Annotated in this window: 14 protein-coding genes; 5 read left to right on the forward strand and 9 right to left on the reverse strand. The window is 45.6% G+C overall.

Annotation, left to right across the window (positions count from 1 at the left end; translation table 11 throughout):
- The first annotated feature begins 59 nt into the window (after window positions 1-59).
- The 4 genes from porW to AC3WJC_RS15245 all read left to right on the forward strand — a co-directional run bounded on the left by porW (window position 60) and on the right by AC3WJC_RS15245 (window position 7,643).
- Complete coding sequence (gene porW, locus AC3WJC_RS15230) at window positions 60-2,891, forward strand: type IX secretion system periplasmic lipoprotein PorW/SprE (RefSeq protein ID WP_492399979.1); 2,832 nt, start codon at window positions 60-62, stop codon at window positions 2,889-2,891.
- A gap of 8 nt (window positions 2,892-2,899) precedes the next feature.
- Complete coding sequence (locus AC3WJC_RS15235; RefSeq protein ID WP_492399980.1) at window positions 2,900-5,134, forward strand: penicillin-binding protein 1A; 2,235 nt, start codon at window positions 2,900-2,902, stop codon at window positions 5,132-5,134.
- 90 nt (window positions 5,135-5,224) lie between these two features.
- A complete protein-coding gene (gene uvrC, locus AC3WJC_RS15240; protein WP_492399981.1) occupies window positions 5,225-7,057 on the forward strand; it encodes an excinuclease ABC subunit UvrC in 1,833 nt (610 codons plus the stop codon).
- A 58-nt stretch (window positions 7,058-7,115) separates the two neighbouring features.
- Window positions 7,116-7,643, forward strand: a complete 528-nt coding sequence (locus AC3WJC_RS15245) for a hypothetical protein (protein ID WP_492399982.1) — start codon at window positions 7,116-7,118, stop codon at window positions 7,641-7,643.
- 782 nt (window positions 7,644-8,425) lie between these two features.
- On the opposite strand, the gene AC3WJC_RS15250 is transcribed toward AC3WJC_RS15245, so the two are convergent.
- From AC3WJC_RS15250 to AC3WJC_RS15275, 6 genes are all read right to left on the reverse strand, one after another.
- Window positions 8,426-9,055, reverse strand: a complete 630-nt coding sequence (locus tag AC3WJC_RS15250; RefSeq protein WP_492399983.1) for a class I SAM-dependent methyltransferase — start codon at window positions 9,053-9,055, stop codon at window positions 8,426-8,428.
- The gene (locus tag AC3WJC_RS15255) at window positions 9,045-9,935 is read right to left on the reverse strand and encodes a UbiA prenyltransferase family protein (protein WP_492399984.1); all 891 of its coding nucleotides are present in this window, start codon (window positions 9,933-9,935) and stop codon (window positions 9,045-9,047) included. The genes AC3WJC_RS15250 and AC3WJC_RS15255 overlap by 11 nt, the downstream gene beginning before the upstream one ends.
- A 25-nt stretch (window positions 9,936-9,960) precedes the next feature.
- Window positions 9,961-11,262, reverse strand: a complete 1,302-nt coding sequence (locus AC3WJC_RS15260) for a metallophosphoesterase (protein WP_492399985.1) — start codon at window positions 11,260-11,262, stop codon at window positions 9,961-9,963.
- Window position 11,263: 1 nt separating this feature from the next.
- Window positions 11,264-12,784 carry a sigma 54-interacting transcriptional regulator gene (locus AC3WJC_RS15265; RefSeq protein ID WP_492399986.1) on the reverse strand — a complete coding sequence of 507 codons (1,521 nt, stop codon included), beginning with the start codon at window positions 12,782-12,784 and terminating at the stop codon, window positions 11,264-11,266.
- 105 nt (window positions 12,785-12,889) lie between these two features.
- On the reverse strand, window positions 12,890-13,987 hold the full coding sequence (locus AC3WJC_RS15270) for a vWA domain-containing protein (protein WP_492399987.1): 1,098 nt from the start codon (window positions 13,985-13,987) through the stop codon (window positions 12,890-12,892).
- Window positions 13,988-14,078: 91 nt separating this feature from the next.
- Complete coding sequence (locus AC3WJC_RS15275) at window positions 14,079-14,978, reverse strand: carbohydrate kinase family protein (protein WP_492399988.1); 900 nt, start codon at window positions 14,976-14,978, stop codon at window positions 14,079-14,081.
- A gap of 63 nt (window positions 14,979-15,041) precedes the next feature.
- Between AC3WJC_RS15275 and AC3WJC_RS15280 the strand changes: the two genes are divergently transcribed.
- Window positions 15,042-15,461, forward strand: a complete 420-nt coding sequence (locus tag AC3WJC_RS15280) for a YybH family protein (protein WP_492399989.1) — start codon at window positions 15,042-15,044, stop codon at window positions 15,459-15,461.
- A 125-nt stretch (window positions 15,462-15,586) separates the two neighbouring features.
- On the opposite strand, the gene AC3WJC_RS15285 is transcribed toward AC3WJC_RS15280, so the two are convergent.
- From AC3WJC_RS15285 to hemW, 3 genes are all read right to left on the reverse strand, one after another.
- Window positions 15,587-16,468: a cupin-like domain-containing protein gene (locus AC3WJC_RS15285; protein ID WP_492399990.1), complete on the reverse strand. Its 882-nt coding sequence runs from the start codon at window positions 16,466-16,468 to the stop codon at window positions 15,587-15,589.
- A gap of 205 nt (window positions 16,469-16,673) precedes the next feature.
- Window positions 16,674-17,213, reverse strand: a complete 540-nt coding sequence (locus tag AC3WJC_RS15290) for a fasciclin domain-containing protein (RefSeq protein ID WP_492399991.1) — start codon at window positions 17,211-17,213, stop codon at window positions 16,674-16,676.
- A gap of 129 nt (window positions 17,214-17,342) precedes the next feature.
- Window positions 17,343-18,464: a radical SAM family heme chaperone HemW gene (hemW, locus tag AC3WJC_RS15295; RefSeq protein WP_492399992.1), complete on the reverse strand. Its 1,122-nt coding sequence runs from the start codon at window positions 18,462-18,464 to the stop codon at window positions 17,343-17,345.
- Between the last annotated feature and the right edge of the window lie 26 nt (window positions 18,465-18,490).

Below are 18,490 nucleotides of genomic sequence, written 5' to 3' on the forward strand. Positions count from 1 at the left end.
TTTAATATTGGTGTATAGTATTTATTTTATTTTAGCAAAGCATTCGCATTTATATTCCTGTGTATAAAACGCCCTCCATAAAAATCATATACTCGCTGCTTTTTTTAGTGATGCTGGCCGCCGCCTGCTCGCTCGAAAAGAAAACCCCATTTAACCGGCGTTTACAAAATCTTACGGCACATTACAACATTCTGTTTAACGCCCGCGAACTGCTCAACCAAAAACAGGAAGCCTACGCCGCTGCCTTTATTGATGATTATACCGAACTGCTGCGCGTTTACCACGACACCGCTGATGTTACTGAAGATAAGGAGCTGACCGCCGTAGTTGAAAAGGCCAACTATATTATCAACTTTAAGGAGCAGAGCAATTATATAGGCGATGCTTACCTGCTGCTGGGCAAGGCAAACTATTTGAATAAGCAATATTTTAACGCGCAGGAATATTGTGATTATGTTCTGCGATCGCATCGTGAAAAGCCGGAACTGTTGCAGGAAGCCCGCGTATGGAAAGCCCGTAGCCTGCTGATGCTTGACCAGACAGATAACGCCAAGCCGGAAATTGACACCGCCCTGCGCAGCATCAACCCCAAAAAGGATGTAACAGGTGATGTTTACGCTACGGCGCTACAATATTATATAGATACCCGCGATTATACCAATGCTGAGGCCATGGCCGTAAAGGCTGTTGAGTTTGCCAATACCTCGCAATACAGGGCACGCTGGCGTTTTATTTTGGCGCAGTTGCAGGAATTGAACAGCAATCCTGCCGATGCCGTAAATACTTATACCCGAATAGTACGCAGCAACGCCCCTTTCGAAATGGCTTTTAATGCCGATTTAAACCGCATCCGTATTGAAGATACGCGCGATGGGGTGAAGATCAGTCGCGTTGACCGCTTGCGGAGCCTGCTGCGCAACAGTAACAACAAGGAATTTACCGATCAGATCTATTATCACATTGCCCAGATTTACTATAACGAACATAATATTGATAAGGCGGTTGAAAATTACCGGCTGGCCATCGTCTCGGGCGGACAAAATCAGCAACAAAAAGGCCTGGCCTACCTGCGCCTGGCTGATATTTGTTTTAAGGATAAGGCCAACTATTCGGATGCCAAGAATTATTACGACAGTACGCTGGCTAATCTTTCACCAACTTATCCGGGGTACCTGGCTATTCGTAAAAAAACGGATAACCTGCAGCAGCTTACGGCTAACCTGAATATTGTAGCCCATGAAGATACTTTGCAAATGCTGGCACGCCTGCCCGAGCCCGCCCGTACCAATATGGTTGACAGTATGGTTAACCGCTACCTGCTGTTACAGCAATTAAGTACACAAATTACATCAGCCGATCCGAAATCGGCTACGGCACCCACGGCCGTTCCGCTGGAGATCAGCAACGCGCAAAACCCGAGGGCGAGCACACCGACGGGCGGTAATTTTTATTTTTATAATAACGCGGCGGTGGGCGCGGGCTTCGCCACCTTTAAACAGCGGTGGGGCAACCGTAAGCTGGAGGACAACTGGCGGCGCAGTCAGCGCAGTACGGCAAACCTGACGGTAAACAATTCGCAAACTGCTAACCTGAACGCCGTACAAAACCAGTTACAGCAAACGCAAAATATTACGGCATCGGCCAATTATAAGCAGCAATTGCTGCAAACCATACCGGTAACGCCGGTAATGATCACGCAATCGAACATCAGGATTTATAACGCCTTGTTTGAGATAGCCAATTTTTACCGAGACGTTATTGAAGACCCGAAAGAAGCCATTGCCGCATATGAACTGATACTGAAACGCTTTCCGGATAACCCTAACCGGGCGGCTATTTATTACAGCCTGTTTCGCCTGTATACCGGTACTAACCAATTGGCCCGCGCCGATGAGTACAAGAACCGTTTACTAAAAGACTTTGCCGACTCGCCGTATGCCAAAGTAATTTTAGACCCTGATTTTGCCAAACGCGTTAATGATGCCGATGCCGGCTTTAACGCCTTATATAATGAGGTGTATGAACTGTATGCGCAACGCAAATACCCGGAAGTGATGCAGCAGGTTGACGCGCTGATGCAGCAGTACCCCAACAACAAACTATCGGCACAACTGCTTTATTTGCGTGCGCTGGCCCGAGGCAGGCAGGTAAAGGTAACTCCCTTTAAAGCCGACTTGCTTAACATTATAAACTCCTACCCTGCCGACAGGTTGGTAACCCCGCTGGTTGGGCAGCACCTAGCCTTTATTGATGCGAACAGCAATGAAATGGCCGCCCGTAAATTCGCCATTTTAGATAGCGACCCGGATTATATACCCTTCGCGCCGGAGGATGTGACACCGTTGGTAACCGAATTTGCCAAAGTTGCCGACAAACGTACGGAAAAACCTAAGGTTGAAAAACCCGCTGTAACCAAAACGGCCGACAGCCCGGCAGTGAAAAAACCGGAACCGGTAATAGCCAATCAGCCTGAACCAACACAACCTAAAACAGATAGTATTAATACCCCGGCAAAACCGGGAAAGGTTTATCCGTTTGATGAGAGTGATAATACCAATTATTATTTTGTGATAAGTGTAGGCATCCGTACAACTAATTTAGCTTCATCACGTTTTGGAGTAGGGCAGTTTAACCGTACCAGGTACCCGGGTGTGCGTATACGGCACCAGCTTAAACAGGCCGGCAATAGCCAACTAATATATGTTGGCCGCTTTTATACGCTCGGCGAGGCGAAGGAATATGCCCGCAACATTATACCTTTGATGCCTGAGATTATGAAGGTGCCGAAAGATAAATACACTTTCTTTATCATAACGCAGCAAAATCTGGATAAATTAGCCGACGATAAACTGCTGGATACTTATAAGGGGTATTACCAGGATAATTTTTAGATAAGAAAATGATCGTAAAACTTTCACCACAGGATACCCGCAGGTATAACTGGTATATATGGCGCTTCGTAATTGCCTGTTTCTCGTTCGTAGTAATTATGCTGCTGCTAACAGCATTCGGCATATTCGGGCAGTTGCCCTCCTTCCGCGACCTGGAAAATCCAAAGAGCAACCTGGCATCGCAGGTTATATCGTCAGATAAACAAATACTGGGTACTTATTTTGTACAAAACCGTACCAATGTTACCTACAAAGAGATATCTCCCTACGTGATAAATGCGCTGGTAGCTACTGAGGATGCCCGCTTTTACGATCACTCGGGTATTGACTTTAACCGTACGTTCTCCATCATTTTTTATAACCTGATAGGTAAAAAACAGGGTGGCAGTACCATTACGCAACAGTTGGCGCTTAACCTGTTTTCGGAGCGTGCGCATAATCCGTTTAAACGCATCATCCAAAAATTACAGGAATGGATAACCGCCGTTAAGATAGAACGCCACTACACCAAGGAAGAGATCATCACCATGTACCTGAATACGGTTGATTTTGGCGCTTACAATGTATTCGGCATAAAATCGGCCGCTTTAACCTATTTTAATACCACACCTGATAAGCTTACGCCCGATCAGGCGGCACTGCTGGTAGGTATGGTAAACGGGCCGGGCATCTACTCGCCTATCAATCATCCGGATAACGCCATTAACCGCCGTAACCTGGTACTGCGCCGCATGGCCCAGGTGGGTTACCTGAGCGACGGGCAGGTAGATGAATTTAAGCAAAAGCCGCTTGGCCTGAGCTTCCATCCTATTAATCATAACGAAGGCTCAGCACCCTATTTCAGGGCGATACTGAAAAAAGAGATCCAAAAGATACTGGTTGATAAATCAATATTTAAAGAGGGCGATGTACCTTATGATCTGGATCGCGACGGATTAAAGATTTATACTACCATTGATGCCACCATGCAGCGCTATGCCGAGGAAGCACAAAAAGAGTATATGCGTAACCTGCAGGCCCAGTTCAATAATCATTGGAAAGGCCGCAGCTTGTGGAAAGGCATAAACAACTTTCAGCTATTGTTAAGGCAGGGCATGCAGCGCAGCGACCGTTATAAGGCGCTGAAGCTGGCCGGGAAATCTGACGAAGAAATCAAGGCAGATTTCAATAAGCCCGCTAAAATGAGCTTGTTTACCTGGAAGGGTGATATTGATACGACCATGAAGCCTATTGACTCCATTGTTTATCATAAAATGATGCTGCGCAATGCCATGATGAGCATGGACCCTACAACAGGTTACATCAAGGCCTGGGTAGGCGGCACCAACTTTGAGCATTTTAAGTATGACCAGGTGCGCATGGGTACCCGCCAGGTGGGCTCAACCGCCAAGCCATTTACTTATGCCGTGGCAGTCGACGCAGGTTTTTCGCCTTGTATGGAGGTAGCCAACGTACCGGTAACCATTACCGGTTACGGCGAACCGTGGACACCACGTTCAACAGGTACCATACCCGGTGTATTAACCTTACGCAAAGCATTGGCTAACTCACAAAACTACATTACCGCTTATGTAATGAACGAGGTTAAACCGCAGCCGGTAATGGATTTGATCAAAAAAATGGGGGTTAACAGTCCGGATATCGGGCCATATCCATCTATTTGCCTGGGGACTTTCAACGCCTCGGTATTTGACATGACCGGCGCTTACTCGGCATTCGCTAACCATGGTGTTTGGACGGAGCCTACCTTTTTGCTGCGCATTGAGGATAAAAACGGTAACGTTTTATATGACCACCATGCCAACGTAAGGCAGGCACTTAACGAGCAAACCGCTTACGTAATGACTTATATGCTGAAAGGTGTGGTTGATGAAGGCACCGGCTGGCGCTTACGCTCAAAATATAAACTGACTAACCCTATCGGCGGTAAAACCGGTACTACACAATCTAACTCTGATGGCTGGTTCATCGGCATTACGCCGCAACTGGTTACAGGTGTATGGACAGGCTGCGAAGACCGGGATATACACTTCCGCTCAACCAACCTGGGTGAGGGCGCTAATACAGCGCTGCCTATTTTCGCGCTGTACATGCAAAAGGTGTATGCTAACCAGGCATTAGGTATAAAAAAGAACGTGGATTTTGATCCGCCTAAATCGGGTGTTACCATAACGATGGATTGCAAATCATACCATCAGCAGCAAACAGACAGCAGCGAGGTAGAAGACAAACTGGAATTTTAAGTACCGAATTTTATACTTTTGCATCAAACACGGCTTTTTTGTGTTAACAATATATTTATCTGATTCCTCCTTTAGGGGGTTAGGGGGCTAATGGAGCGATTTGATTACAGGGCGGCACTAAAAAACATACCACACCGGCCGGGCGTATACCAGTTTTGGGACAGCGAGAATGAGCTGATCTACATTGGTAAGGCCAAGGACTTGCGCAACCGCGTTACATCCTACTTTAATAAGGATTTGAATGTGAATGCCAAAACCCGTGTGCTGGTATCAAAAATCCGCAACATTACCTTTACCATTGTTGATACCGAGGTAGATGCCTGGCTGCTGGAAAACAGCATGATCAAAAAGCATCAGCCCCGTTACAACGTGATGCTGAAGGATGATAAGACCTACCCCTGGATCATCATCAAGAACGAGAATTTTCCACGCATCTTTTGGACGCGCCGCATCGTGCGCGACGGCTCAAAATACCTTGGCCCTTACGCTTCGGTAAGTATGATGCATACCATACTTGATCTGATCCGCGAGATGTACCCGCTGCGTACCTGCAACCTGGCACTCACCCGCGAGAATATTGATAAAGGAAAGTTCAAGGTGTGCCTTGAATACCAGTTAGGCAATTGCAAAGGCCCCTGCCAGAATTACCAGACCGAGGATGATTACGATAACAGCATCAACGAGATAAAGGATATACTGAACGGCAAAATAAGCAACGTGGTGCGCGAGATGAAAGCCGAGATGGATGCCGCTGTTACCGATATGAATTTTGAGCTGGCACATAAGCTCAAACGCAAGTACGATCTGCTGGAGAAATACCAAAGTAAATCGACGGTTGTAAACTCGTCTATTACGGATGTGGATGTGTTCAGCATCGCGTCCGAAGAGAAATATGCCTTTGTTAACTTTTTAAAGGTGATGAATGGCACCATCATCCAAACGCAAACTATCGAACTAAAAAAACGGCTGGATGAAAGCGACGAGGAATTGCTGACCCTGGCGATATTTGAATTCAGGAGCCGCTATAATAGTCACTCCAAAGAGATCATTGTTCCGTTTGATATTCAACTGGAAGATGCCAGCATTAAGTTTACCGTACCCAAACTGGGCGAAAAGAAAAAGCTGCTCGACCTATCGCAAAAGAACGTGCAGTTTTTTAAACGTGAAAAAATAGACCAGTACGAAAAGCTGAACCCCGAGGTACGTACCGAGCGCCTGCTTACGCAGATGATGAAAGACTTACGCCTGAACCAGTTGCCGCGCCACATCGAGTGTTTTGATAACTCCAACTTTCAGGGCAAGTACCCGGTATCGGCCATTGTGGTGTTCAGGGACGGCAGGCCATCTAAAAAGGATTACCGCCACTTCAACGTAAAAACGGTTGAAGGCCCGAATGACTTTGCCACCATGGAGGAAGCCGTGCATCGCCGCTACCGCCGTATGCTGGAAGAGGGCACTGAGCTGCCGCAGCTTATTATTATTGACGGCGGTAAAGGGCAGCTATCCTCGGCCATGAAAAGCCTGAAACTGCTGGGCATCGAAAAACAGGTAACGGTTATCGGCATTGCCAAACGACTGGAGGAACTGTATTACCCCGGCGATCAGTACCCTTTATACCTCGATAAAAAATCAGAAACGCTGAAAGTAATTCAGCAACTGCGCGACGAGGCTCACCGCTTCGGCATCACCTTCCACCGCAAAAAACGGGATAAGGGCACCCTGGCTACTGAGTTGGAGCTGATAGAAGGCATAGGCAAAACCACCGCCGAAAAATTGCTGAAATATTTTAAGTCTGTTAAAAAAATACGTGAGGCCAACGAGCAGGAACTGATGGAAGTAGTGAACCTGAAACAAGCCAAAGCCATACTTACTTATTTTGCGCCAAGGTTACCGGAGCATGTGGAAAATGCGAATATGAAATAGACATACTACATTAAAAACAATATGGTTTTTGAGCGGGCTTTGATTCACCATTGATAATATGAAAGATTATATTCTGTTTATACCACCAGAGGAAGTTTCAGCCATTAATGCCCGTCTATGGACCACAAAACAAGCTAAGACTTATTTTGATTGGCTTATGTCTGTAAAAGATGATAGGGTAGATTATTTACTTACTTGTATCAATGAAAGTTTAACAGGCAATCATAAAAATGATATTGAAAGAGTATCTAAAAAAATAACTTATATCCTTAAGAAGCCCGTATTTTCAGAGTTAAAAGAGGGAGATGCAATCATTACAAATAAGGGATTGGCGATAGTTGCTGATTTATCGCTGCTTATTTCAAAATTAATAATCGACACGCATCCGCAACTAAAATGGAAAATTGTTAAGCAACCTAAAAGGGATATTTCTTACAACCTACCTGCACTATTTGAATTTCCAATAATTAGGCATATCGAGCTAATGGGAGGCTGTATGGTAGAAGCTAAGGCAATATTGAGAGGTGAAAAATCAGAATCGATATGGTTGGAAATATACGAGTACGCAACAGGCTTAATTAAATAGTTGATTCACTATATTGAGGTGCTTTGATCAACGGATTTTACTTGAATTATCGTTAGCCTACTCTTGGCCGGAGAGGCCAGTTACTTTGTCTTAGGCACAAAGCAACCAAAGTCAGGCCGGAAAAAAACCTTCAGCCGCACAGGCTATACTCCCAGGCCCGGTTTTCCGGCAGGCCAACGCTCTTTTAACCCATCCTAAATCATCCCCGAGAGGGAGGACTTAAAATAAAAAGCTTGTCATTTCGAACGACAAGGAGAAATCTGTCACCTAAACCTCACCCCGGCCCTCTCCTAAAGGAGAGGGGGCTGAAAATCTTTATACATTACAAGCATAACCCAATCATAAACTATAATTCCGGCCTCTTAATTTTCGGGTAGCAGGTTGATGCACTAACTTTAAAAAAAAATTAAAAAGCCGGCGATTTTTGTTTCTTTTGATCGCTCAAAAGAAATTTAGGACAGGTAATGAGATGCTTTTGTGCTTTAATTAGCGATAGTACTTTATTGAATCGTCAGCCTGCTCTTGGCCGCAGAGGCCAGTTACTTTACCTTAGATGCAAAGTAACCAAACATCAAGCCGGAAAAAACCTTCAGCTGCACAGGCCATACTCCCTAGCCCGGTTTTCCGGCAGGCATACGCTCTTTTAACCCCTCCTAAATCCTCCCCAAGAAGGAGGACTTAAATTAAAAACTTGTCATTTCGATCGAGGTACGAGGAGAAATCTGCCTGTGTTCGTAGCAAAGCGAACAGATTTCTCGCTATCGCTCGAAATGACAGGTTAATTAATTCTTTAGGGATTTTTTATAAGCTCTTGTCAATATAAAATCACCATAAAAAGTTGCACTTACTATAGATTTATATCCATACGATGCAAAAACCTTATCTATCTCCGGTAACTTATTTACCGGGATCGGACTGAACATCTTGAAAAATGTATACATGCTTTTCAGCAGCAATAGCTGCCACCATTTGCCGGTGAGTTGAAAATCCGTGTTGAGCCACAGACCGCCGGGTTTTAAAGCGGAACTGATATGATTAAATGTTACAGGCAGATCAGCATCGGTATAATTATCATAAAAAAAGCCGGTAATTATCACATCATATTCAGGCATTAATCGCACTTGCTCAATGGCATCTGTAATAAAAGTCACCTGGTTGTTACCCGCATTTCTTTTCCTGGCGATGGCTGTCATGTTGGCTGATATTTCAATAAAGGTGATGTGCAAGCCTTCATATTGCAGCGCAGCCAGGTCTTCGAGCGTTTGGCCGGTGCCGCCGCCGATAATTAATATCCGGCCGTGTTTAGGTACCAACGGCAGCAAATGCTTTTGCGACTTTTTTAGCGCGCTGCCAAACACCAGCCGGGCAAGGCTATCATAAAACCAGGCTGTTTTGTTGTAGTTAGCCGCCATAGGTTTTCAGCATACTAAAAGCCAGCACAATTACATATTGCAGTATCAGCACGCCATCGAGGTAGAAAAAATAGTAATACTCGTTCTTCTCCCAGGTTGATTTAAAAATCAGCCAGCCGGTGAGCAGGGCGGTTAGCGTGAGCGCGAAAAAATCAACATTAAAGCCATTATGGCGGAACATGAATAATAACAATATATAACCCGCCAGAAGTACCTGGCAAAATAGGTAAGCCTTCCGTTCGCCCCAAACAACGGGGATGGTTTTAAGGCCGGTTTGCCTGTCCTGAAACAAATCGCGGATATCAAATGGTACGGTTAAGGCACCGATGAACAGGAAACGCTTTGCGGCAAGGATCACCGTATCCCGCATAGAAATATCTGTCAGATGCCGGCCCTGCGCCTCCAGTACCGGCAGCAGCACACAACTGGCCACCCAAACTACCGTGATCAGTATGGCTTTTAAACCGGGAATATTGCGTAAGCCAAACTTTTGCGAACCCAGTGTAAACAATGGCAGCCCATACAATACGGATAAGGCGCCCATAAAAACCAATAACAGTTTTGATGGCAGCGTCACCATAAAGAACAGCGGAATAAGCGAGAGCAGGCAGATAATGGTGAATGATACCATTAACCGGTAATGACTAAAGAACCAGCGTACCCGTACGTACGGCGATTGCATAGGCGCTTTAGGCCGGGTTATCAGGATACAGAAATTATATATACCAAGGGTTGAGGTGAACAACAAGGCCAGTACCGGGTAAACTGGTTTTGCGCTAATCAGGTGAAAAGTTACCAGCGCCTGCGCCACGGCACACAAAGCCATAAACACATTGCTGAAAAGCAAAAAGTTAAGTACCGGCTGCAGCAGTTTTTTCATGCAAGTTTACACAGCCGGTGGCGTTTTATATCCACGCAGGGTTTGGATCGTGCCCGGCTTTTAATTCAAATATCGTTATCTCGGGCAAAATACCAATACGCCCGGTATAACCAATAAAGCCGTAACCAACATTTACATATAATTGCTGGTTATTTTCGTGATAATGCCCAGCCCATTCGTTATACACATATTTTATCGGGCTCCACTGAACCTCCTCCGTACGTACGCCAAACTGCATACCATGCGTATGGCCAGAGAACATAGCATCTATCTGCGGATATTTTGGCAACACTTCGGCGCGCCAGTGCGATGGATCATGCGAGAGCAGGAGTTTTACCGGCAGGTCATCCGTATCTTTTGTAGCCAGATCCATACGGCCATAGCGCGGAAAACGGCTGATAGCCGCCCAATTTTCAATGCCTAAAATACCTATTTCCTCACCATCAACCTTTAACCTGCGGTGGGTGTTCATCAGCAAATCCCATCCCATATTTTTATGGGTGGCTTTCAGGTCGTCGAGGTTCTTCTTTTTCGCCGCGGCATCAGGCCACCATGCATAATCGCCATAATCATGATTACCCAGGGTTGAAAACACGCCTAAAGGTGCTTTAACCTTACTGAAGATATCCTGGTAATCTCGCATTTCGGGAGCTACGTCATTCACCAGGTCGCCGGTAAAAAATATCAGGTCGGGTTTTTCGGCAAGCAGCATATCCACACCACCGGCCACGGCTTTCTTTTTATAAAAGCTGCCGGAGTGAATATCGGATATCTGCCCTAACAATAAACCGTCAAATTTTTTAGGCAGGTTGGGCAGGTATAATTTGCGGCGGCGTACCTGGTAATCGTATACACTCGTCATGGATGAATAGCCCATAGCCGCCAACGGTACCATACCAGCCAGCAAACCGGCCTTCATCAAAAATTCTGAGCGGGGGATGGCTGGTAACTGATTACGCGGTTCGGTTTCAGTAACCGGTGCAGGTACCGGCGGCTCCGGTTGCTTTTTATCACGGATGAACAGGCGTTTAAAAAACCGCCTGATATCATCCATAAAAACAAACAGCACAAATACGGCCTTAACTATAGCCTGTAAAAAAAACACCAGCATAAGCGCGGCACGTACACCAACATTTATTTTTATATAAACCCCAACATACAGCGCAATAATAAGCAGTATCGACAGGGTTAAAAAGATGGTGGTAAAACTCTTTTTTTGTACAAAACGCCATTTAGGGAATGCTCCCCTTATGCCGCTTATTACATAAACATCGGCTAATAAAAGTACTATACTAATTAAGGTGACGGTCAGGATTTTTGCTTGCATGTTAATTGTTATACCTATCGTCGTCAAGGTCTAAATCATCGTCCTCGTCGTCGGGCTGCAAATTAAACAAACTGTTGAACATGTCCGAAAATGCGAAGCCATTATCCAGAAATCCTTTGTTCAGTTGCGAAAATTCGGCCAAACCGTGCAGCACAAATTCCATTAACAGCAATTGCTGGTTTTCGCTCAACCTTGGATGAATTTGCTTAACCAATGCCTTTAAACCCGGCACTTCGTTCAGCAACTTTTTATACTCGGCTGCGGATAGGTCATCAATCAGCGCGATGGTATTGCCATTGCCAAACCAGTTCACAATTTCGGCATACGGGTTAGGCGACTTTGATTTTTTAGCTTTCTCCGGATCAGGGAAAAACTGTACCAGCAGGGTTTTGATAGCCTTGCCGATCAACAGGTTAGCTACTTTAGCAGGACCTTCCAGTTCGCCCTCATAAACCAGCTCAATTTTACCGGTAATGGCCGGGATAACCCCTAAAAAGTCGGTGATGCGCACAAAGGTGCTGGCTTCGCGGTTGATGATCATGCGGCGCTCGGCATTGCTGATCAGGTTTTCATACGCTGATATGGTTAATCGTGCGGACACGCCCGATTTTTTATCGATATACTCAGAATTACGGGCCTCAAAAGCGATCCGCTCTACCAGGTCCTTCACCAGTCCGTCGGCCTCAATAGCTGTTTTTTGCTCGGAGGTCAAAAGCGCTTCCTGTTGGGTGATCTTACGCGAGATCTCCACAGAGCGCGGGTAGTGCGTTAATATCTGGCTTTCGATACGGTCTTTCAGCGGCGTTACTATCGAACCACGGTTGGTATAATCCTCCGGGTTGGCAGTGAACACAAATTGCAGGTCAAGCGGCAGGCGCAGTTTAAAACCGCGGATCTGTATGTCTTTTTCCTGCAGGATGTTGAACAGCGATACCTGGATACGTGCCTGCAAGTCGGGCAACTCGTTAATCACGAAGATGCCCCGGTGCGCTCGTGGTATCAAACCGAAGTGAATAACACGCTCGTCCGAATAGGTTAGCTTCATGGTAGCGGCCTTGATGGGGTCAACATCGCCAATCAGGTCGGCAACGGTAACATCAGGCGTAGCCAGCTTTTCGGTATAACGCTCGGAGCGGTGCAGCCAGGCAATCGGGGTATCGTCGCCCTTTTCGGTAACGATGCTGTGCCCATACCACGAGATCGGGTTCAGCGGGTCATCAAATAATTCTGACCCTTCGATATATGGGGTATACTCATCAAGCAAATTTACCAGCAAACGCGCGATACGTGTTTTAGCCTGCCCGCGTAAACCTAATAGTAATATGTTGTGGCGCGACAAAATAGCCGTTTGCAGATCAGGTATCACCGTATCCTCAAACCCGATGATGCCCTGAAAGCCATCTTCGCTCTTTTGTAATTGTGTTATCAGGTTAGCTCTTAATTCATCCTTAACCGAGCGACTGCGGTAATCCGTTTGCTTTAGCTGCCCGAGGGTTTTTATTTCAAGTAGTTTGTTACTCATGGTATTGGTTAGTCCGGAAGTCGGAAAGACCGAAAGTCCGGATGTTTTTGTTTAATATTTTTATTCTTTCGGACTTCCGGACTTCTCCATCTTTCCGACTAAATGTTATCGCACCGTTCTTCTTCTGTTCCTGATGTAATCTTCAAATATGTATTCACCCAAACCGTTCAGCGAGCTGTAGAACGCTTTACCACCATTGGTTTCAGTAAACTGACGAACGAATTGTTGCAGGTACGGATCCTTAGCGATCATGAACGTAGTGATCGGTATCCTCAAGCGCTTACACTGCGCGGCCATGTTCAGTGTTTTGTTTACCACCTTACGGTCAAGGCCTATACTGTTTTTATAATACCGTGTACCTTCCTTTAAGCAGGTGGGCTTACCATCGGTTATCATAAAAATTTGCTTGTTGTGTGTTTTGCGCCTGCGAAGAATATCGGTAGCCAATTGCAAACCCGCATAAGTATTGGTATGGTACGGGCCAACCTGCAGGTACGGTAAGTCCTGCAAATTAATAGGCCAGGCATCGTTGCCAAAAACCACAATATCTAAGGTATCTTTAGGATATTTTGTGCGGATGAGCTCGGCTAATGCCATCGCTACTTTTTTGGCGGGCGTTATCCTGTCCTCGCCATACAATATCATCGAGTGCGATATATCGATCATCAGCACGGTTGAGGTGAGGGTTTTGTAGTCCATCTCCTCTACTTCCAGGTCGCGCTCGGTCATCATAAAATCGCCGATACCATGATTCACCTGGGCATTGTGGATGCTCTGTGTCATGTCGATCTGGTCCAGGCTGTCGCCAAACTCAAACTCTCGGCGCTCGGCGTTCTTCTCATCGCCCTGACCCGATTGGGGTGAGCGGTGATTACCCTTGCCTGATTTTTTTAGCTTGCCGAATATCTCCTCTAATGCCGACTGGCGTATAGTCTGTTCTGTTTTAGCCGTAATGCTGAATTGCCCGCTGCGGCCGTCCTCATTCAGGTAGCCGCGATCCTTGAGTTCGTCAATAAAGTCACCCATGCCATATTCGTCATTGGTGATGTTGTATTGCTTGTCCAGCTCGTTCAACCAGGCCAATGCCTCTTCTGCATCGCCTGAGGTATAGTTGAGCAGCTCAAGGAACAGCTTTAGCAGCTCGTCAAAGCCGCCTTTGGGTACCTGCCGGGGGGTAAACTGTGAAAATCCATAACCACGCATAATTGTCCTTTTCCTTGAACTTAAATTAACGGATAATTTTCCTGAAAAGTTTAAGCACCCCGCTTTTGTGGAACAGGAATGACAATGGCGGCTATTTTTTCCCTTCGGAAAGCGCCGCGCGTATCGCCCTGATCTGATCTTTGGTATATTCGGGATTGGCACCGCGCCTGGTGGTTACATAAGCACCTACCGCGCAGGCTTTCTCCAATACCTGTGCCATCGGCTTATCCTTTATTAACCCCTTTATAAAGGTCGCTAAAAAGGCGTCGCCTGCACCAACGGTATCTTCAACCTCTACCTTAAAGCCCGGATGTTCGTAAAACTTTTCGTCGTGCAATACCATAGCGCCTTTACCGCCACGGGTTACACATATTGTTTTAACATGATATTTCTTCTGAAACTCGATCACGCTTTCTTTCAGGTTCTCGATATCTTTCGCGCCTACTAATAGTATAGCCTCTTCTTCGTTCATCTTAACCACATCGGCCTTGGCAGCCAACGTTTCAATGGTTGAAAGTTCAAAGTGAGGGGTGCGCAGGTTAACGTCGAATATTTTTAACGCTGATGATTCATCAAGCAGGGTGCGCAGCGTATCACGAGTGACTTTACCGCGCGATGCCAGGCTGCCAAATACTATGGCCGATACCTTTTTGGCGTGTTTACGTAAGCCCTTATCCGCTTTAATATTATCCCACGATACGGGTTCGGGTATAATGTAGGTTGCCTGATTAGCGGCATCCAGTTCAACGGTAACCTCGCAGGTAGGCAGTTCGTTATCGTATTGAATAAAGGAGCTGTATAGTTCGTTCTCCTTTAAAAATTGTGTTAATTCTTTTCCCGACTGATCGCTGCCGATACGGCTTGCAAAGGAAACCTCAACTTTTTGCTGGGCCAGGTGGCGGGCCACGTTCATTGGTGCGCCGCCGGCCTTTTTGCCATCAGCAAAAGTATCCCACAAAACTTCACCAAAACAAAGTACATGTTTCTTCATACCATAAACCAATTTGGTACAAAGCTAACAGGTTAATGTGAATTAATTGTTTTATTTTAGTGTATGAAACGTTTTTTGACCCTATTTATACTTCTTTTGAGTGTAATTATTACACATGCGCAGGATAAACAGGCCATATTAAAGGTGATGGATAAGCAGCGGGAAGCCTGGAATAACGGCGACATTGAGGCTTATATGCAAACTTACTGGAAATCAGATTCACTAATGTTCGTTGGCAAAAGCGGCCCTACCTATGGCTGGCAAAACACTATGGATAATTATAAACGCGGTTATCCAGATAAGGCGGCCATGGGCTTTTTGACCTTTAAAATACTAAAAGTTAACCTGATAGATAAAACCAACGCCTTTATTTTAGGCGGCTGGAACCTGAAACGCGAGAAGGACGCGCCCGGCGGATATTTTACCTTATGGTTCCGTAAGATTAAAGGCGAATGGCTGATCGTGTGCGATCATTCATCATAATACACGGTACGCCGACTATAATAAAAAAAGCCCCGGTTATGATGAGCGCTGAAAAATCAGGACAGATCATAACCGGGTTATGTTTTTTAGGCATTTGCCTGTCACTTATTCTTTATTAGCGGGCACTATCTCGGCAAACCGTCTGCAAGTGCCTTTTCGGCACGTTTAATGGCTACGCCTTCGCGGTATTTAGCGTACTTTTCTTTAAAGGCCATCTTCAAAACACTGTCCAGCCCGCCTTTTACGGCCAAGTTATAAACACTGGCGGCTTTGCGGGAGATGGAAGCATCCCAGGCACGCAGGCTTAGCGAGAATGATCCGTCCAGGTACTTCATCCAATGCCAGTAACCGGTTGGCATAAACAGGGTATCGCCGTGCTCTAAAAACACTTCCTGCCCTTCAACGCCATCCAAAGCCGGGAATTTGCTGATGTCCGGATTAGCTACATCATAATCCTCCAGCGCGTAGGTTGCGTTCGGTAAACAATATAAACGCTCTTTCCACTTGTTTTCAAACAATATTACATGCTTGCGGCCGCCAAAATGGGTATGGAAAATATGCGGCAGGTCAATATCATAATGCAAAAAGGTAACCGAGTTTGAGCCACCGAAGAACATGGCCGGCATGCTCTCGATAAAACCACCCATTAAATCCTTAGGCAACACAATATCATCCAGCAGTTGCGGAGCGTGTTTAAATATGTTAAAAAAGAAGATACGCAATTCGGTAGGCTGCGATTTGATCAGATCGATATACTCATTAAAGGGCATTACCGCTGCCGAAGTATTGATCGGCTTTGCCGGATCGGCCTTTGAGTTATCATACAGCGGGACCGTTTGGCTGCCGACGATCTCTTTCATGTATTCGGCCGTCCATTTCTCACGGGCAGGCCAGCTTTTGGTCAAGCCTTTTATTACCAGCGGACGGCGGGCATCAAGATAATTCTTCTTAAAATCGGCGGCAGAAATATGCTCTACCGTATCAACACCTGAAAGTTTGAATCCCATACAAAAAACTGGCTAAAATGATTTGTCCAGACCGCATAAAATTAGTGTTTTTATATTATCAAATAGTTAAAACATGAAAAATCACCAATCTGATGACATCTACACTGCAACTATTTTATTCATATACGACTAAATATCGCATCGTTGCAAACAAAAAAGGGCCGGCAAAAACTGCCGACCCTTAACAACATTTATATTTGGTTAGTTAGGGCATTAAAACGGTGTTAACTACGTGGATAACGCCATTGCTTTGGTTAACATCAGCAATAGTTACCCATGATTTTCCACCTTTGGTATCAACCAGGTAAACTTTACCGGCTTCAACTTTAACAGTTAACTTTTCGCCTTCAACCGTGGTTAAGGTTGGGGTGGCCGATTTCGCCTTCGCCATTAAATCCTTAGCGCTCATTTTACCAGCAACTACGTGGTATGTTAGTATTTTAGTAAGTGTTGCCTTATTTTCAGGCTTTACCAAATTATCAACCGTACCGGCGGGTAGTTTATTGAACGCCTCGTTGGTTGGAGCGAATACGGTGAACGGGCCTTTACCTTTTAATGTTTCAACCAAACCCGCGGCTTTAACAGCGGCCACAAGTGTAGTATGGTCTTTAGAGTTAACGGCATTGTCAACAATATCCTTGGTTGGGTACATGGCCGCACCGCCAACCATTTTAGTTTGAGCATAAGTTTTAGGCGCAATTGCAATAGCTGCTAATGCAAACGCCGCGATAATTAATTTTTTCATTTTTGTTTTTTATAGATGTATCTGTATCCATGTACGCTTGCTTGCATCCGTATGGATTTCACAGCACACAACTATCACATAAAACATTAATAATCAATTAATTATTAAAACTCTTAAAAGGAGTACTCGTTAAAAGAATAATTCGGAAGCGATATGGTCGGCGTAGAGTTTACCTGCTGGAGTGAGATACAGCGTTTGCTGTTTCTGGCTCAGCCATTCCTTATCAAAAAACTCGTCGGTTTGGGTAAGTAGTTGATCGGCGGCACCGGCGGCAATTTGGTTTAGTCTATTCATATCCAATCCCCAAATGGTACGAAGCGAAGTCATGATATATTCGTTCAGCCGATCTTTTTCGGTAAGCACCTCGGTTTCGGCGGGTATGGTGCCCAACTCCAAGGATTGTGTGTACTTGGCGTTATTAGCCACATTCCACTGCCTGGTTTCGCCGTTAAATGAGTGCGCTGATGGCCCGATGCCCAGGTATTTAATCCCTTTCCAATAATTGGAGTTATGGCGTGAGTAATGGCCGGGCTTGCAAAAGTTCGATATCTCATACTGCTCAAAGCCCTGCTTTTCCATAGCATCTATCAGGTAGGTGAACTGGGCGGCGCTCTGCTGCTCGTTCATAGGCGGTTGTTTGTTTTTGCTGATGAATGATGCCAGCGCGGTTTGCGGCTCCACCGTCATGGAATAGGCGGACACGTGCGGAACACTTAGCCCAAAAACCTTTTCGATATTGTGCTTCCACTTGGTATCGGTAAGTAACGGATAAGCATAGATCAGATCGACCGTGATGTTTTCAAACCCGGCATCCTGCGCCCGCATCACTGATGCTTCAGCATCCCGGGCTTCATGCGCACGGTTCATCCAAAGCAGGTCGTCATCAAAAAAGGATTGTATGCCGATACTGAAACGGTTAACAGGAGTATGCCTTAGTTCATTTACCTTCGCCCTGTCCAGATCATCGGGGTTAGCCTCCAGTGTGATCTCGGCATCAGATGCTACGGTATGCAGCCGCGTAATAGCATCAAGCAAACGGTTGATCTCGGCACCGTTCAGCAATGATGGTGTGCCGCCGCCAAAATAAATGGTTTCGATGGTTTCGCCGGCCAGGTAAGTTTTTTGCAGCTCTACCTCTTTAAGCATGGCATGCAAAAGTTCATTCTTATATTTTAAGGAAGTACTGAAATGAAAATCGCAGTAATGACATGCTTTTTTGCAAAAAGGTATATGTAAATAAATTCCGGCCATCTGAACCGCAAAAGTACCGATTGGTC

The organism is Mucilaginibacter sp. FW306-07-L (genome assembly GCF_058782065.1).

Bases quoted from the DNA above. Each gene is read 5' to 3' on its own strand.
- uvrC (WP_492399981.1), top strand. From the start codon at position 5,225: ATGGAGCGATTTGATTACAGGGCGGCACTAAAAAACATACCACACCGG.
- AC3WJC_RS15245 (WP_492399982.1), top strand. From the start codon at position 7,116: ATGAAAGATTATATTCTGTTTATACCACCAGAGGAAGTTTCAGCCATT.
- AC3WJC_RS15270 (WP_492399987.1), bottom strand. From the start codon at position 13,987: ATGCGTGGTTATGGATTTTCACAGTTTACCCCCCGGCAGGTACCCAAA.
- hemW (WP_492399992.1), bottom strand. From the start codon at position 18,464: ATGGCCGGAATTTATTTACATATACCTTTTTGCAAAAAAGCATGTCAT.
- AC3WJC_RS15235 (WP_492399980.1), top strand. From the start codon at position 2,900: ATGATCGTAAAACTTTCACCACAGGATACCCGCAGGTATAACTGGTAT.
- AC3WJC_RS15250 (WP_492399983.1), bottom strand. From the start codon at position 9,055: ATGGCGGCTAACTACAACAAAACAGCCTGGTTTTATGATAGCCTTGCC.
- AC3WJC_RS15255 (WP_492399984.1), bottom strand. From the start codon at position 9,935: ATGAAAAAACTGCTGCAGCCGGTACTTAACTTTTTGCTTTTCAGCAAT.
- AC3WJC_RS15290 (WP_492399991.1), bottom strand. From the start codon at position 17,213: ATGAAAAAATTAATTATCGCGGCGTTTGCATTAGCAGCTATTGCAATT.
- AC3WJC_RS15260 (WP_492399985.1), bottom strand. From the start codon at position 11,262: ATGCAAGCAAAAATCCTGACCGTCACCTTAATTAGTATAGTACTTTTA.
- AC3WJC_RS15285 (WP_492399990.1), bottom strand. From the start codon at position 16,468: ATGGGATTCAAACTTTCAGGTGTTGATACGGTAGAGCATATTTCTGCC.
- AC3WJC_RS15280 (WP_492399989.1), top strand. From the start codon at position 15,042: ATGAAACGTTTTTTGACCCTATTTATACTTCTTTTGAGTGTAATTATT.
- AC3WJC_RS15265 (WP_492399986.1), bottom strand. From the start codon at position 12,784: ATGAGTAACAAACTACTTGAAATAAAAACCCTCGGGCAGCTAAAGCAA.
- AC3WJC_RS15275 (WP_492399988.1), bottom strand. From the start codon at position 14,978: ATGAAGAAACATGTACTTTGTTTTGGTGAAGTTTTGTGGGATACTTTT.